We start from the raw sequence: 14,014 nt of genomic DNA on the forward strand, positions 1-14,014 counted from the left end.
TTCAACCATGCAGATAAAGATTCAAGCTAAGGCGCACATCCAATTTGCCCGTTTTGATATCTTCGCGCTTGATGACGACATCAGTCAATGCCATTGCGGGTACGGCCGCTAGCACATCGGCAATAAACGCACGAATTTGCGGGTAACTGCCACGAACAGGCAAAACCATTTCATAGCGCGCCAATTTTGCTCCCTGCTCTTGCATCAAACGGTATTCACTGCCGCTCAACTCAATCCCGCGCTTTTTAGCAACTTTATCTAATTCCTTGATCCAGTAGGGCGATGAATCAAGATTTGGAAAAAAATCATAAAAAACCTGTAGCGCTTGACTATCATCTAATTTAGCACGTTCAACTGACTCAATTTGCGTTTGCTGCTGCATGGATGCTGCTTGCCCTTTGCGTTTATGGAGCTCCTCTTCTTGCGGTAAAACTGCTGCCCAAAAAAACACGGTTGAGAGCACGAGCAAACCCAAGCCAATTTTCCCAATTAAGCTCAGTCGAGTTATTTGCCAGCGTATTTGGATCAATAGTCTTTCTAAGGTAAGTCGATCCATGTGGCTGTCAGAGAAAAAACAATTGGTCGGTGGGGGTTTTCTTTTTTCACTTTATAGCTGAGTAAATATGCATTCTCAAAAACATCTTCGCGCTCTATCGCCTCGACAAAATCAGTGAGCGCTGCGAGATTCCTCGCTTCACCATTGATGCGCACTGCGCGACTGGCTACATTCGGTTGCACTGATAATAATGCAACATCCTTGCTTGCAGCATATTCCAGCGAATCGAACAATGCTTCCCATGGTAAATTGATCTGCCGCAAAATTTCATCTGCTTGCTTGAGCTCCTGCTGTGTTTCCTGAGTAATGCGCGCAATCGGCGTTCTGGGTGTCTTCCTATGCTGTTGCTGCTGCTCGAGACGATAAATGCGCGCATCCCAATGCGCAATTTCTTCCATGATCAATTTGAGCTGATAGAGGCACACCACAAAAACAAGCAGTCCTAATGCTAGCAAAATATAATCGGCACTACGTGCTTGTTGCCCTGCATAAGGAAACCTCAGTTTTAGGCTACGCATGACCTGCCTCACTGCTACCTACGATAATGGAAGGAAAATGCAGCGGTGTTGGTATTTTTTCAGTTGGTAAATAGGCAAATTGCCACCCTTCACCGGTCGGCAATTCCAGCTCTGGATACTCAGGCGAAAACAGATATACCTGCTCAATTGGCTCCCGGTAGCCGGAATTAATGACCTCCTGCTCAAGTGCAGCACATAACTCTGTTGCAGCCGAATGCACGATTCGCTGATTGCGTATGCCTTGCCACTGACCGTTAGAAAATAACACCATGCACAGCCGTCCTGGCTCAACCACCACGAACCAGAATCGTTTATCATTAAACGCGCCACACCATTGATCAAAAGCAGCAGTCAAATAGGGTTCTATCTGTTTTAATGCAATGCGATGGCGTAATGCCAACGCTTCAAACTCATGATATAAGTCTCGTGCGATTGCAGCGCATACTGCTCCGCGATAGGGATCCCAGTCACTTATACTGGTAATCCAGTCGCCGGCTCGTTCCCCGTATACTTCACGCATGCGAAAATTGGCATAAGCCAATAACTCAGCAAGATCCGTGATTTCTCGCTGTGGTGGAACAACTACATAGCGTACGAAATGATTTGAAAGCGTAATCAGCAGTTCGGCACCTTTCAGATTTGAGGAAGCGTTCTCTTTTTCAATCAGCCGTTCAAGTTGTTGTAAAGATACCTGCCACATGGCAGCAGCTGGTGGATACTCATAGGCTTCCGAAATTCTGGGTGCTTGATTAGCTTTGATACCCCGCAACGTCCTCACCATGTCCACGCGGCCAGGTGCAAAAAAAATCTGTAGCTGATCACGCCACAATCGTGACACGGTTAGCCTCCTGCAAGCTAGTCTGTCCTGTTTTGACCATTTCAAGCGCCGCTTCCCGCAGAAAACGGGTGCCATTCTCTCTAGCGGCTTCTTTGATGCGGCGTATCGTAGCCTGGGCGATAACCAGCTCACGAATTTCGTCATTCAACAGCAATATCTCGGCGATCGCGCTGCGTCCCCGGTAACCGCTTCCGCGGCACTGGCCACATCCCTTGCTAGCACGGAATTTATAGTGTTCCACCTGGTCGGCAGTAATGCCCGATTCTGCAATCAATTGATCGTCAGGCCGCTCGTCTACCATGCAGTGAGAACACAACAAACGGACTAATCTTTGCGCAACGATACCGTTCAGGGCTGAAACGAAGCTATAAGGATCCACCCCCATATGGGAAAACCTACCGATCACATCAAAAACATTATTGGCGTGCACCGTGGTAAAAACCAGGTGACCAGTTAGCGCGGCCTGTATCGCGATTTGGGCCGTTTCTGCATCACGGATTTCACCCACCATAATCTTGTCTGGATCATGCCGCAGAATTGAGCGCAGTCCACGCGCGAAAGTAAGCCCTTTTTTTTCATTGACCGGAATTTGTAAAACACCGGGTAACTGATATTCGATCGGATCTTCAATCGTGATGATCTTATCATCGCCCCGATTAACTTCTGAGATTGCGGCATACAGTGAAGTTGTCTTGCCACTGCCGGTAGGACCGGTTACCAGCAGCATGCCATAAGGCTCCGAACTCAGCCGGCGTATACTGGTAATGGCCGCCTGATTAAAACCGAGCTGATTCAATGTCAGCCCCTCAACGTGATCGGTCAATGCCTGCCGGTCCAGAATCCGCAGCACTGCGTCTTCGCCAAAAATACTCGGCATGATCGATACGCGAAAATCGATCTCCCGCCCTTGAATGGAAACCTTGAAGCGGCCATCCTGAGGTATGCGGCGCTCTGCAATATCGAGATCAGACATGACCTTGATACGAGAAATCACCTGCTCCGCCAAATCATGACCCTGCATCACACCGATGGTAGTCAAGACACCGTCAATCCGGTATTTTATTGCTAACGCGCCCGGCATCGTTTCAAGATGAATATCGCTAGCCTGCGATTTATGCGCATCATACAAGGTGGAATGAACCAGTCTCACCACTTTACTGGTACCTTCATGGATCGTCTTTAACGACAAATCCTCGATGCCTGCCTGCGCTATCCCTTGCTGCTCCGCTGGCAACACATTATCCATCGCGCGCATATTCTTTTCTTGTTGAGCGAAAAACGCTGACAGATCAGCCGGGTGCACTAAATGCCACGTGACCCCTAGCGCGATGTATTCATCCGCCCAGGCATGCAAATTGGGTAAAAATGGATCAGCCACCGCAAGCACGTACTCTTGAGCTTTATGGAATAACATACATTCCTGCTTGACGGCTTCAGCAAAAGGCAAAATTTCAAAAGCGGGATGTAATTCGTGCAAATCTTCCATCCTGAGCAATGGCATCCGCAGCAGCCGGCCCAGCTCCTCCATCAGCTCACTGGATGAATAACCATACGTTTCCTCCAGTACTTTGATGACCGGGGTTTTCTGGGCTAAAGCCTGTTGGCGCGCCTGACCAAGCTGATGCAGATCGATCGATGGCATGGAAGACTGTGGACTTGCTTCAATCAATTGATGCTTCCTGCCAACTCAAAAATAGGCATATACATTAGAATAATGATACCGCCGATAACCGTACCGATAACCGCCATCAGCAATGGTTCGATCAGCTTGGTCATCCACTCAACCCAGCGTGCAATTTCCTCATCATGAAATCCCCCAATACGCTCCATCATGTCTCCCATGAGACCTGTACGCTCGCCTACGCGTAGCATGCGACTGCCCACTGGGGTCGTCAACTCTGCCATCTGCATCGCGCTGGAAATGGTTTTACCTTCACGGATATGGGCTGCTGCTGCGATGACCCTGGGACGGAAATGAGGTTGTAGAAGATTGCTCACCATTTCCAGCGCTTTCGTGATCGGTATGCCACCGCGCAGTAACATCCCCAGTGTTTTATAAAAGCGGGCAAGTTGATAAATCCGCATACGTTCACCAATGGCCGGGATACGCCATAACACCTGCATCAAACGCGCTCGAAACGCAGACCGGCTGAAACTATAAACCGTCAGCACTAAGAACGTGGCAGCGATGCCCGCCAACATCCAGCCGCTTTCGTGCACCAGCCGCCCCCATTTGATCAGCATGACGGATAGCCAGGGTAAATCCGCGCCGATATCTTCATAAATCGCACTGAATTTAGGCACCACAAAAAGCAGCAGAAAAACAGCCACAAGCAGTCCAAGCACCAATAACAGCACTGGGTAAATGGAAGCACCCACCAGTTTCTTACGCGCCAGATCCATTTGTGTCTGATAAGTAATAAAGCGCGTCAACGCTTCCGGCAAATCACCCGTCCGCTCGCTTGCCCTGATCGTTGCAATATACAGCGCAGGAAATATCTGAGGGTAGGTCTCCAATGCCTGCGACAAGGTCATGCCCTCATACAAGCGCGCAAGAATTTCCTGGATAATCTTACGGACGCTGCTATCCTCTTCTTTCTCAATGAGCGTCTCGATGCTTTCCACCAAACTGAGCCCCGCCGTTAACAGAGAAAGCAATTCCTGGCTAAAATGAGTCAGTGGAAAACGTGCTCTGGATTTAGGAAGCCACCCTCCTAAACTTCGTTGCACGCTCAGCACCATTCCGCCTTGCGCGGCAATCTGCTGCCGGACTTCCTGCTCGCTGGCCGCATCCAGTTCGAGCGAGACCGCGCCTTGATTGGCAAGCACTGCTTTCACGGTATAGCGCATTGACCTTCTCTATCAGTTCCAGTTGGTAATATCGGCTGCCTCACCGGTACCGCCCGGCTGACCATCTTTTCCTAAGGAAAATAGATCAAATTCTGCACGCTCTCCTGGATACTTGTATTGATATGGCTGTCCCCAAGGATCAGGCGGTGGTGTTTTGCCAAGATAAGGCCCTTGCCATTTTGGTTCATTGCCTGGCCGTGCCATAAGCGCATTCAATCCTTGCTCGGTCGTGGGATAGCTACCCACATCTAAGCGGTATTGATGTAATGCTTTTTCCAATGAATCAATCTGGGCTTGTGCCATTTTGACTTCTGATTTACCCACCTGCGAGAAATATCTGGGACCGACATAAGCTGCCAGCAAGCCGATGATCACCATCACCACCAGCAATTCAAGCAATGTGAACCCACGGCTAAGACTTTTGCGTGAATTCTTATAGCAATACTCCATTTTCGACCTCTCAACTAAAGAAACTATTTTGATCTGTATATAAATGCAATCGATGCAATTATGGATAATGATATGCTATTTAATAGATCTAATGCTGCATGAAAGACAAAGTGTATTCAGTAATTATTTAAATTTATTTAAATCAGACTTTTCATTAGAAACTATTAGGATGAAAAAACGGACATGAATTTAACTGACAGCTCAAAAGCTTTTATGCTCATGCATATTCAGCTTGATATTTTTTGAACGGATGAAGATTATAAATCACTATTCATTGCGTCAATTTTGATGAATTACACCTTCTTTACCCATCTTACTAAAAAAGTATAGCGACACACAGGTTTTTGTAGCACTCCGCCAGCCTTTGTTCATACTCGATCTTGTATTGCCAGAACCATATCCGACAGGGCGTTTGCCGATTTTCGCTCGCATCTTAAGGACATATCAATTACACCCGCTTCGCTTCCTACCCATTTTTTGTACGGCTATAATTCTATCCCTAGCAAACTTTGATTTCCAGTCTTTGACGGGCGGTCAGTCCATTCACCAAGCCAACGCGCCAGGTGACTACATCAATGATGATGAACAGCGGCTAACCGGTTCACGCTGCTTCAAAAAAACATCCTTCAATGAAGGTAATATTAGCCCACCCCTCCTCCCCCGCGTCTCTTGATCAAAAAAAAACACCACATTAATACAAGTTTTCAGCCTGACTTAAACAAACCTAGCCATTCAGACTAGGTGTTTACACGTATTGTGATGGTGACAAAGATAAGAAACAATGATTATCGGATCAAGAAAAACATTTCGGCAATTGAATCACTTACTTTAATTTCTGACGGGAGGAAGTATGAAGAAGAAATACGTGACGAAGATATTGTGTCTTGCTTTATTGATTTGCGCTGCAGTCCTGACGTTACCTACATACGCTGGCGAAGACAGTGTAGTCAGCAACATGGAAATCCTGCGTGAGAAAATTGCTGCAGATAAGAAATTGGTAGTGGCCAGTAATATGAACCTGACTGAAGAAGAAGCCAAGGCATTCTGGCCTGTCTACGATACCTACCAGAAAGAACTATACCAGATCAATCAGCGCCTGGCGAAGGTGATAGATGACTATGCCACAGCCTTCAACAAGGGCGCGGTGTTAAATGAAACAGCGACCCGATTGATTGATGAAGTCATAGCCATCGAAATGGCTGAAGCTAATTTAAAGCGGACATATGTACCTAAACTTAGCGCAGTTCTTCCGGGCGCAAAGGTAGCACGTTACCTCCAGATTGAGAGCAAAATTCGAGCTATCGTGCGGTACGAGCTTGCCGATGCTATTCCATTAGTACAGTGAGGCGTTCGGCATCATAAGGGAAGGCTGCAAACAAGCAGCAAAGAAGCGAGCGTTGCGCAACGAAGTAATGTACCGCAACCGCTGCTTATGCAGCCTGCTTTGAAGGCTGGTGTTACACGGCAAAATAACTGTCACACCGGGTTGCCAGCATTGTAGGAACACAAGGTAGCAGGGCGAATGTTTCTCGGCACGTAATCATTCCAGTGAGGCGGCATGTTGCAATAAGGTAGACACAGATATGAACATAGCCTTCGCTCGACGAATAAACTTATCCTGTTGCTTCCATTCCGCTTCCAGTGGTGGCGCTGGAAGCAATATCAGGCTGGCAGGCTACTCCTGATGAAGCGCACCGGGACTCGATTCATCCGCAGTGCGGGCTTGGTATTGCTTGGCTTGCTGCTGACAACGGCTGGCAGCTGGGGAGTTCTTGCTCTCACCTTGGCAGGACCGTATAGCGATACGGTGCGTAGCATTCTGGCTGCGGTATTTGGCATTGTATCGCTCGCCATGCTGATTGCATTCTGCTTTCGCCGCTGGCGCTGGCAGGCTGTCGCCGGCCACTTCGTATTGTTTTCAGTGCTAGTAACATGGTGGTTCGGCATCGAACCATCCAATGAGCGAGACTGGCAGACGGATGTAGCGGTGCTGCCGTACGCCATAATTGAAGGTGACGTGATCACTGTGCACAACATCCGCAACTTCGATTACCGCAGCGAAACTGACTACACGCCCGCTTACTACGACAAGCGCTTCGATTTGCGCAAACTGGAGGCAGTGGATATGGTGGTTTCCTATTGGATGGGGCCTGCCATTGCCCACGTATTTCTGAGCTTCAGTTTTGAAGGCGGCGACAATCTGGCCGTTTCCATCGAAACACGCAAGGAGAAAGGTGAGGACTATTCTTCTATCAAAGGTTTCTTCCGGCAATATGAACTCATCTACGTGGTGGCTGATGAACGCGATGTGATACGACTGCGTACCAATTATCGCCATGAGCCACCGGAGGATGTTTATATTTACCGCATCGCTGGCTCCATCGAGGATGGCCGTCGATTGTTCCTGGAATATATGCATGAAATCAATGCACTGAAGATCAAACCCAAGTTTTACAACACGCTAACGACTAACTGCACCACCAGCATCTGGTTGAATACGCGTGTCAATCCGAAGCACCCGCCATTCAGCTGGAAAATTCTGGCAAGCGGTTATGTGCCGCAACTGCTATATGAACACGGAAGACTAAAAACTAATGGCCTGTCTTTTGCCGAGTTACAACAGAAATCTCATATTAATGGCCGGGCGCAGGCAGCTGATGGCGCCATGGATTTTTCGCGTCGTATTCGAGAGGAGATTAAAAATGCTGCTCCAGCAATACATTGAGCTCAGAAATAACAGCTTAAATCGCCACAGCACGACAGCAAAGGACTATTTAAGTATAAAAATTAACTGGCTAATTTTCCTTCTGCCACTTGCCTTTTTTTTATCGGGTTGCACCAGCATCAGTAAAGGCATGACGCAAGCCCTGTTAGAAAAAGCTGAAAGTGAAGATACACGGATATGCCAAGTGCACGGCAAGCCTTTTGTCGGTATTGAGCCAGGGCTGACCAGAAAACAGGGGGAAACTAAAATCCTGATGGTGCATGGCGTAGGCGATCATATTCCGGGCTATTCGACCCAATTTCTGGAAAAATTAGCCAGAGAATTAAATTTAGACAGCCGTTCGGAAACTCCTAAGAATATCACCCTGACCGCTCCTTTATTTCCTGAGCAAACTCTGGGCAATTTGCGCATAACGCGTCTGTTGAACGAAGATACAGGCAAGAAACTCACATTTTATGAACTCACCTGGTCGGAAATTTCGCGAGCAGAAAAAGCGTTGCTGGCCTTTGATAATTCAGGGGAGCACGATTTCCGCAGAGCCAGAATCAATAGCGCGCTAAAGAAATTCAGTAATGACACGACGCCTGATCCCATTATTTATTTAGGGAAAAGCAGGCAGCTCATCCTGGCGGCCTTTGCCCAATCATTCTGCTGGATGGCAACACACTATTGGCAAGATCTCCCCAAGAATGGAACACATATCTGCCAGGGCGTAGGCGATGCGCATGTCGACAAATTAAGCAATGATGATTATGTTGTGATTTCACATAGCTTAGGTAGTCGTATCACCATTGATGGCTTTCAACGCATTGCCGATATGCTGCAAAATCCGGAGAAGTTTGATCCTTCAGGGCATTTGACCGCAGCGACAACCAAAGCAATCGAAACACTGCGAAACAAACATATCCCTATTTTCATGCTATCCAATCAACTGCCCGTCCTGCAATTGGGCAGAGAACTTCCCGAAATAGTTGGACAGAAAGCAGCGTATTGTGAGCCTGAGGGTGCTCATTACAGGCAGCGCATGCTCAGCGAAACATCCATTATCGCCTTCAGTGATCCCAATGATTTATTAAGCTATGGCATAGCGGCGGATTTTAGTGAGAAATATCTCGATTCCAGATTATGTGCCAGCATCACCAATATCACGATCAATGTGGCCAAAATCATTAATGCATTTGATGTTCAGGGTCTTGCTAATCCGCTGGAAGCTCATGTCGGCTATACCAAAGATGAGCGGGTTGTCGCGTTGATTGCCAATGGAATTGGCCATCCCAATGCATCATCCCTTATTAAAGAAAAGTGTGAATTTACCAAAACAACCAAATAACTGATTTCTATTGCAAAGCTCCTTTATCGTAATTTGTCGAGACTGAATTCTAAGCCTGATATGACATTCCGGGAGTCTTTCAGAAAATCCAGATTGAATAAAGGAAGTTACAAATAAACTGGAAAGAAATGTGATTTAGCTTTTTATTGTTTAATTTATAAAGGAAAAATTATGAACATATCCGTTTATCGAAAGTACTTCAGCGCAATGATCATGATGGGTTGTCTGGCAACACAGTCGCAAGCGGCGACAAATGATAACTTTCTGGCAAGAAACACGCAGGATATCATGGAGTTATGCACAGCCCCTCCCACAGATCCGCTTTACAAAGAGGCCCTCCACTTCTGTCATGGCTATCTGGTTGGTGTTTATCAGTATCAGCATGATTTTTACAGTGAACCGGGATTCAGCCCGCTGGTTTGCCCTCCCACACCAAAGCCATCCCGCAACCAAACCATAGCAGAATATGTCGAATGGGTGAAAGCTCATCCTGAATACTTGCAAGAGCGCACCGTGGATACGGTAATGAAATTCTTGATAGAAAAATTTCCATGTGCGGATTAATGGGTAGTGTAAATTCCATTTGCTATTTTTCCAGGAGTAATGATCATGAAAAGAATTCTTCGTCTGATAATTTTAGCAGTCATGGTACTCGGTATAGCTGGCTGTGCAGGCATGTCCCAGTCAGAACAGCGCATGCTTAAGGGAACGGCGGGTGGCGCAGCAACCGGCGCTGTGATTGGTGCCATAGCGGGCAATGCAGGAATGGGCGCTGCCATTGGTGCGGGCGCGGGTTTGTTAGGTGGTTATGTTTACGATCAGCACAAGAAATCTGAGGCGCGCGCCTACCAGCGAGGCTATCAGGAAGGACAGCAAAGGCGATAGCCTTGCTGGAATGGTGCAAACGGCTATCCGTATTAACAAACCAGGCAGCAAGGAAATAAAGCGCATAGCTACTCTTGCTGCTGTGGCAAAAACCTCATCGTTCCGCTGTCATACTTCAGATCAAGGTAGAGATAGCCACCGCGAAAGAAAAAGATTGCTGCATGCATAAGATCCTGCACAAACCGGTTTTCGAGCGAGTCCGCTTCACAGGGCACCATGGTAGCGTGGGCGATCAGCATCGATAGCTGCTGATTCGTTATCGAATAATGTCCCCTCGTTAGATTGCAATTGGCCTTGATCACTAACTTCCCTTCACTCATAAACTGTAATGTGTAGTCGGCAGGGTTGACAGGAACTGTCTGGGTATCATTATTGTAACGAGTGTCCAGCCACTGCCAGACTGTGCCGATAAGGTGCGATTGCGGCTGGCGTATTGTTTCACTGAATACGATGAGCTGGTCATTTTTCACGGCAAAACGCTTCATGACCTCCATGGTTGGACAGCACAGCGGGTCTTGCGGGCCATGCGTCATCAGTGCAACTGCAATGTGATCGTCCTCGATTGTCACCGTATGCACCTGAACTCGATCACCCAGCAGAACAGTATCGGTATTGATCCAGCCTTGGGCGTTTGCAATTAACAGGGCGAGTTCAGAAAACGTCCCCGTCCCGCCCAAAGTGGCTACCATCACGATCGCAGCTGCTGACTTGCCGTGCAGCGTTCCGAATGCCCGTTCATCGGTAAGCTTCACCACCACTTCGGAAGCGGACTGTGGCACGGCAGGCAGGCGAAACTCACCGTGCGCAAAAGTCACGGGACTAGCCTGAAAGACTTTCGAATGGAATGTTATCGACTCGAGATCCGCGCTTGTCACATCACCTTCTGGCTCGGTTGACATACAGAACGCCTTCACAGAAAACATGACAAATAACATCGCGATCCAGACAGCAAGCGGAATTTTCTTGCATGCCGACCAATCTACACCTGCTCTATTCATCCTCATTCATTCTGTTCGTGAATCAAATTATCAAGAAATCGATCCAGACGAGTATATTTTGATGATGTTTTTCTAGTCAGCAAGTCAGTCAGCATACTACTGAACGCAGCTCGTGCAGCATCCTTAATAAACATGGGCTCAAGACTCGCCGTTTCGTTTAGCACGACAGATTCCGCCACGGAGGACCAAATAGGTTCACCGCTCTCGCAATCCCACAGTTGCAGGGAAAGTCTCATCACGGCAGAACGCGTCTGCAAGATCAGGAATGGAGCAACCGGCGCTTCTAATCGATCCGTCATCGTTTGTGAAATGTATGCCAAGCGGGGTTGAAACACGTACCGTACGCCGATACCCTTGCCGATTTTTTGCAATAACGCGCGCTCCAGGATATGACTCTGATCAGCGCCTTGGCGCAAACGTGTATATTCATCCGTCAATCCGTGACGGTTGATCAGGCCGATCGTTTGCTGTTCGTCTATCATTTTCCAGGCTGGAGCGATTCTTTTGATGGACTCAGCAAGGTAAAGACCCAATACCGCTTCATCCCCCCGCAGAATGGGTACTGGTGCTAGTGGCGTGAACAGCGCCACCGTTTCCTGTTCCAAACTTGCCAGATCCGATGAGGATGAAAACGGTGTCGATGAGGTGCGTACTGTCCACCTGGGCTGGACACTGCTACACCCTGTCATGAAAAGAACAAACAGAAGGAAGCCTGTTATCCTGATCTCTGACCGCAAACTAAAAATGTGAGTCATATCGCCAGTGCCTCCCGCACACATGAAAGCGGATAAATATCAAGCGGCGTAATGCCATCATGGAACATATCGTTTTAATAAAACCTTTACATAGACGCCGTTCGACCTAAGCCTGTCGAAGATCAATGTTAGCTTGCTTAGCAGTTCGACAAGCTAATCTTGTTATTCCTTAACTTGTTCACTCTGGCTTTCTTTGCGGGCAAAGTAGACATAGGCGCCTACCACCAGGAAATTGGTCAGCACTGCGATGATATTCCAAAGAATCACAGGTCTTGAAAGAATCAATAAACCGTAGTAAACCCATAAGATTTGGAAAGCACCCATGATGGCAGCCATGCGCGGATTCATGCCTTTACTTGATCTTCGCTTGAGCATCCCGATCAAATCCGGCAAAGCGGCAAAGGTCGTTCCCAATCCCGCCACAAATCCGATCACTTCAGACCTGTAAAAGCCGGGGAATAACAAGCTTTCCACATCGTGTATGGCAAATTCCCCACAGCCAGTAAGTATAATCGTGCTGAAAACAATACAAAACAATTGAACGCTCTTGGGCGAAATCATGTTTACCTCCACTGCAAGTGACTGCCAGTCAACTCATGCCATTTCAATTCACCTGTCTATCGCAATGTCCACCCATCCGATCCAGTTCAATCAACTACACTCACAGTGGAGAACGTGATAGCCCCACGGCTCCAAGTCCACGTACAAACCCGCTGTTTGCAGTTCATCACCTGCTTGATCATATACCGTTTCCTGCAATAGATTGCTCAGCCGCCAGGAACGGCCGGCGAGATCACTCCATGGCAGTCTAATCCGCGCCTGCGAACGGCTTGCTGCAAGATTGACGACGATCAGGTGGCGGTCCGCTTCTTTTTGCCAGCACCAGGCGACCATATTCAGGTAGCTGCTATTGTCCGGCCAACCGATGCGCTCGCACAATTGCCACTCCCCTACCCTGAAGTCTCTGTTGCGAAGAATTTGCAAAAGGGCATGGTAGAACTGCTGAAGATTGTGATCCGGGGGCTCATCGGTCCGGCGGCGCAGAAACACAGGAAGTCTTACGCGCCGTCCCTCGAATTGTCCTTCATGGAACAATCTGGCACCAGGCAGGGTGGCAAACGTCACCGCAGCAGCCCGCGCCTGCTGGCCTTCAAACGTCGCAGCGGCACGCGGCTCGTCGTGGTTCTCAATGAAGCGGACGAGCTTCTCCTGGTAAGGCAGATCGGCACAAAGATGCAGGCGTATGCTCTCGGCGGCATCATGTTCAAGGCGATCGTATAGCCGCTTGTCGTAGCAATAATCAAACCCCTGTTGCTGAAGCGCCCACTCTTTGTCCCAATATGCCTCCGCGATGAAAAGGACGTTAGGGAAACGCTTCCGCACCCCCCGGATGACCTCCGGCCAGTACTCTTTCTGCGGACGGGGTCCGGCGCGCAATCCCCAGGTGCGCTCGAAAATGGCCGTCATGAGCAGCATTGCCATATCGCAGCGCATCCCATCGCATTGCTCGGCAATCGATGCTACCGTTTCGATAATCGCCTGGCGTAATTCCGGATGAAACCCGTTGAATTGCACCACATCAGCCCAGGGCGCAAAGTAGGGATCTCTCCCCAGCGCCAGCACCTTGTCGCCGACCTGGAAAAATTCACCTGGTTTCTGCACCAGATCGTCGCTGCTGCCCTGGATGAAATAATCCGGGTGCTGCGTGACCCACGGATGATCCGGCGCCACATGATTGGGTACAAAATCGAGAATCAGGCGTATGCCCCGCTCAGCGAGCTTCTTTCTGGCAACGGCAAGTCCCTCCGGACCTCCCAGGTGCTGATCCACGACATAACGGCGCACGCAATAGGGTGAGCCGACATTGTCCTGCGGCGAAAAATCCGGCAGGGCGCGACGGAAATCTGCCAGCAATCCTTCATTCCGCATTGAGATGGCGATGCCGGCGGGGCTGCGCTCCCACACTCCCATCAGCCAGACTGCGTCAAAGCCATGAACAGCAAGCGTATCCCATTCCTCATCGGGAACTGTAGCCAGGGTCACGGGTCTCCGATATGTTCGGCTCAACTCACCCAGCCATACCCAGGTATTGATCTCATAGATCAGCGG

15 protein-coding genes are annotated in these 14,014 nt (G+C 48.7%); 5 read left to right on the forward strand and 10 right to left on the reverse strand.

Annotated elements, in window-relative coordinates; all coding sequences use genetic code 11:
- Position 1 precedes the first annotated feature (1 nt).
- The 6 genes from pilO to gspG are packed head-to-tail and all read right to left on the reverse strand — an operon-like array spanning position 2 to position 5,212.
- Positions 2-556 (reverse strand): type 4a pilus biogenesis protein PilO, encoded by a 555-nt coding sequence (gene pilO, locus J5I83_RS04600; RefSeq protein ID WP_304053641.1) that lies wholly within the window; start codon positions 554-556, stop codon positions 2-4.
- The gene (locus J5I83_RS04605; protein WP_304053643.1) at positions 538-1,074 is read right to left on the reverse strand and encodes a PilN domain-containing protein; all 537 of its coding nucleotides are present in this window, start codon (positions 1,072-1,074) and stop codon (positions 538-540) included. Before J5I83_RS04605 ends, pilO begins: the two co-directional genes overlap by 19 nt.
- The gene (locus tag J5I83_RS04610) at positions 1,067-1,912 is read right to left on the reverse strand and encodes a hypothetical protein (RefSeq protein WP_304053644.1); all 846 of its coding nucleotides are present in this window, start codon (positions 1,910-1,912) and stop codon (positions 1,067-1,069) included. Before J5I83_RS04610 ends, J5I83_RS04605 begins: the two co-directional genes overlap by 8 nt.
- A complete protein-coding gene (locus J5I83_RS04615) occupies positions 1,893-3,554 on the reverse strand; it encodes a GspE/PulE family protein (protein WP_304053668.1) in 1,662 nt (553 codons plus the stop codon). The genes J5I83_RS04610 and J5I83_RS04615 overlap by 20 nt, the downstream gene beginning before the upstream one ends.
- 23 nt (positions 3,555-3,577) lie before the next feature.
- On the reverse strand, positions 3,578-4,762 hold the full coding sequence (locus J5I83_RS04620) for a type II secretion system F family protein (RefSeq protein ID WP_304053646.1): 1,185 nt from the start codon (positions 4,760-4,762) through the stop codon (positions 3,578-3,580).
- 12 nt (positions 4,763-4,774) lie between these two features.
- Positions 4,775-5,212, reverse strand: a complete 438-nt coding sequence (gene gspG, locus J5I83_RS04625; RefSeq protein WP_304053648.1) for a type II secretion system major pseudopilin GspG — start codon at positions 5,210-5,212, stop codon at positions 4,775-4,777.
- Positions 5,213-6,062: 850 nt separating this feature from the next.
- On the opposite strand from gspG, the gene J5I83_RS04630 reads away from it, so the two are divergent.
- The 5 genes from J5I83_RS04630 to J5I83_RS04650 all read left to right on the forward strand — a co-directional run bounded on the left by J5I83_RS04630 (position 6,063) and on the right by J5I83_RS04650 (position 10,152).
- The gene (locus tag J5I83_RS04630) at positions 6,063-6,557 is read left to right on the forward strand and encodes a hypothetical protein (protein WP_304053649.1); all 495 of its coding nucleotides are present in this window, start codon (positions 6,063-6,065) and stop codon (positions 6,555-6,557) included.
- Between the two features lie 339 nt (positions 6,558-6,896).
- Entirely contained in the window at positions 6,897-7,937 is a 1,041-nt protein-coding gene (locus J5I83_RS04635) for a DUF4105 domain-containing protein (RefSeq protein WP_304053650.1), read from the forward strand.
- The gene (locus tag J5I83_RS04640; protein WP_304053651.1) at positions 7,915-9,267 is read left to right on the forward strand and encodes a hypothetical protein; all 1,353 of its coding nucleotides are present in this window, start codon (positions 7,915-7,917) and stop codon (positions 9,265-9,267) included. The genes J5I83_RS04635 and J5I83_RS04640 overlap by 23 nt, the downstream gene beginning before the upstream one ends.
- Before the next feature lie 171 nt (positions 9,268-9,438).
- A complete protein-coding gene (locus J5I83_RS04645) occupies positions 9,439-9,831 on the forward strand; it encodes a Rap1a/Tai family immunity protein (protein ID WP_304053653.1) in 393 nt (130 codons plus the stop codon).
- A 45-nt stretch (positions 9,832-9,876) separates the two neighbouring features.
- Positions 9,877-10,152: a YMGG-like glycine zipper-containing protein gene (locus J5I83_RS04650; RefSeq protein ID WP_304053655.1), complete on the forward strand. Its 276-nt coding sequence runs from the start codon at positions 9,877-9,879 to the stop codon at positions 10,150-10,152.
- A 68-nt stretch (positions 10,153-10,220) separates the two neighbouring features.
- Here the strand turns inward: J5I83_RS04650 and J5I83_RS04655 are convergent, their stop codons facing one another.
- The 4 genes from J5I83_RS04655 to J5I83_RS04670 all read right to left on the reverse strand — a co-directional run.
- The gene (locus tag J5I83_RS04655; RefSeq protein WP_304053658.1) at positions 10,221-11,051 is read right to left on the reverse strand and encodes an META domain-containing protein; all 831 of its coding nucleotides are present in this window, start codon (positions 11,049-11,051) and stop codon (positions 10,221-10,223) included.
- 101 nt (positions 11,052-11,152) lie between these two features.
- Positions 11,153-11,905 carry a hypothetical protein gene (locus J5I83_RS04660; protein ID WP_304053661.1) on the reverse strand — a complete coding sequence of 251 codons (753 nt, stop codon included), beginning with the start codon at positions 11,903-11,905 and terminating at the stop codon, positions 11,153-11,155.
- A 162-nt stretch (positions 11,906-12,067) separates the two neighbouring features.
- Entirely contained in the window at positions 12,068-12,466 is a 399-nt protein-coding gene (locus J5I83_RS04665) for a SemiSWEET family sugar transporter (RefSeq protein WP_304053663.1), read from the reverse strand.
- A 90-nt stretch (positions 12,467-12,556) separates the two neighbouring features.
- On the reverse strand, positions 12,557-14,014 hold a 1,458-nt coding region (locus J5I83_RS04670; protein ID WP_304053665.1), incomplete at its 5' end, for an alpha-amylase family glycosyl hydrolase.

Origin of the sequence: Nitrosomonas communis (assembly GCF_024102715.1) — a bacterium.
GTDB classification, from domain to species: Bacteria; Pseudomonadota; Gammaproteobacteria; order Burkholderiales; family Nitrosomonadaceae; genus Nitrosomonas; species Nitrosomonas communis_B.

Bases quoted from the DNA above. Each gene is read 5' to 3' on its own strand.
- pilO (WP_304053641.1), bottom strand. From the start codon at position 556: ATGGATCGACTTACCTTAGAAAGACTATTGATCCAAATACGCTGGCAA.
- J5I83_RS04605 (WP_304053643.1), bottom strand. From the start codon at position 1,074: ATGCGTAGCCTAAAACTGAGGTTTCCTTATGCAGGGCAACAAGCACGT.
- J5I83_RS04615 (WP_304053668.1), bottom strand. From the start codon at position 3,554: ATGCCATCGATCGATCTGCATCAGCTTGGTCAGGCGCGCCAACAGGCT.
- J5I83_RS04620 (WP_304053646.1), bottom strand. From the start codon at position 4,762: ATGCGCTATACCGTGAAAGCAGTGCTTGCCAATCAAGGCGCGGTCTCG.
- gspG (WP_304053648.1), bottom strand. From the start codon at position 5,212: ATGGAGTATTGCTATAAGAATTCACGCAAAAGTCTTAGCCGTGGGTTC.
- J5I83_RS04630 (WP_304053649.1), top strand. From the start codon at position 6,063: ATGAAGAAGAAATACGTGACGAAGATATTGTGTCTTGCTTTATTGATT.
- J5I83_RS04635 (WP_304053650.1), top strand. From the start codon at position 6,897: ATGAAGCGCACCGGGACTCGATTCATCCGCAGTGCGGGCTTGGTATTG.
- J5I83_RS04640 (WP_304053651.1), top strand. From the start codon at position 7,915: ATGCTGCTCCAGCAATACATTGAGCTCAGAAATAACAGCTTAAATCGC.
- J5I83_RS04645 (WP_304053653.1), top strand. From the start codon at position 9,439: ATGAACATATCCGTTTATCGAAAGTACTTCAGCGCAATGATCATGATG.
- J5I83_RS04650 (WP_304053655.1), top strand. From the start codon at position 9,877: ATGAAAAGAATTCTTCGTCTGATAATTTTAGCAGTCATGGTACTCGGT.
- J5I83_RS04655 (WP_304053658.1), bottom strand. From the start codon at position 11,051: ATGTCAACCGAGCCAGAAGGTGATGTGACAAGCGCGGATCTCGAGTCG.
- J5I83_RS04660 (WP_304053661.1), bottom strand. From the start codon at position 11,905: ATGACTCACATTTTTAGTTTGCGGTCAGAGATCAGGATAACAGGCTTC.
- J5I83_RS04665 (WP_304053663.1), bottom strand. From the start codon at position 12,466: ATGATTTCGCCCAAGAGCGTTCAATTGTTTTGTATTGTTTTCAGCACG.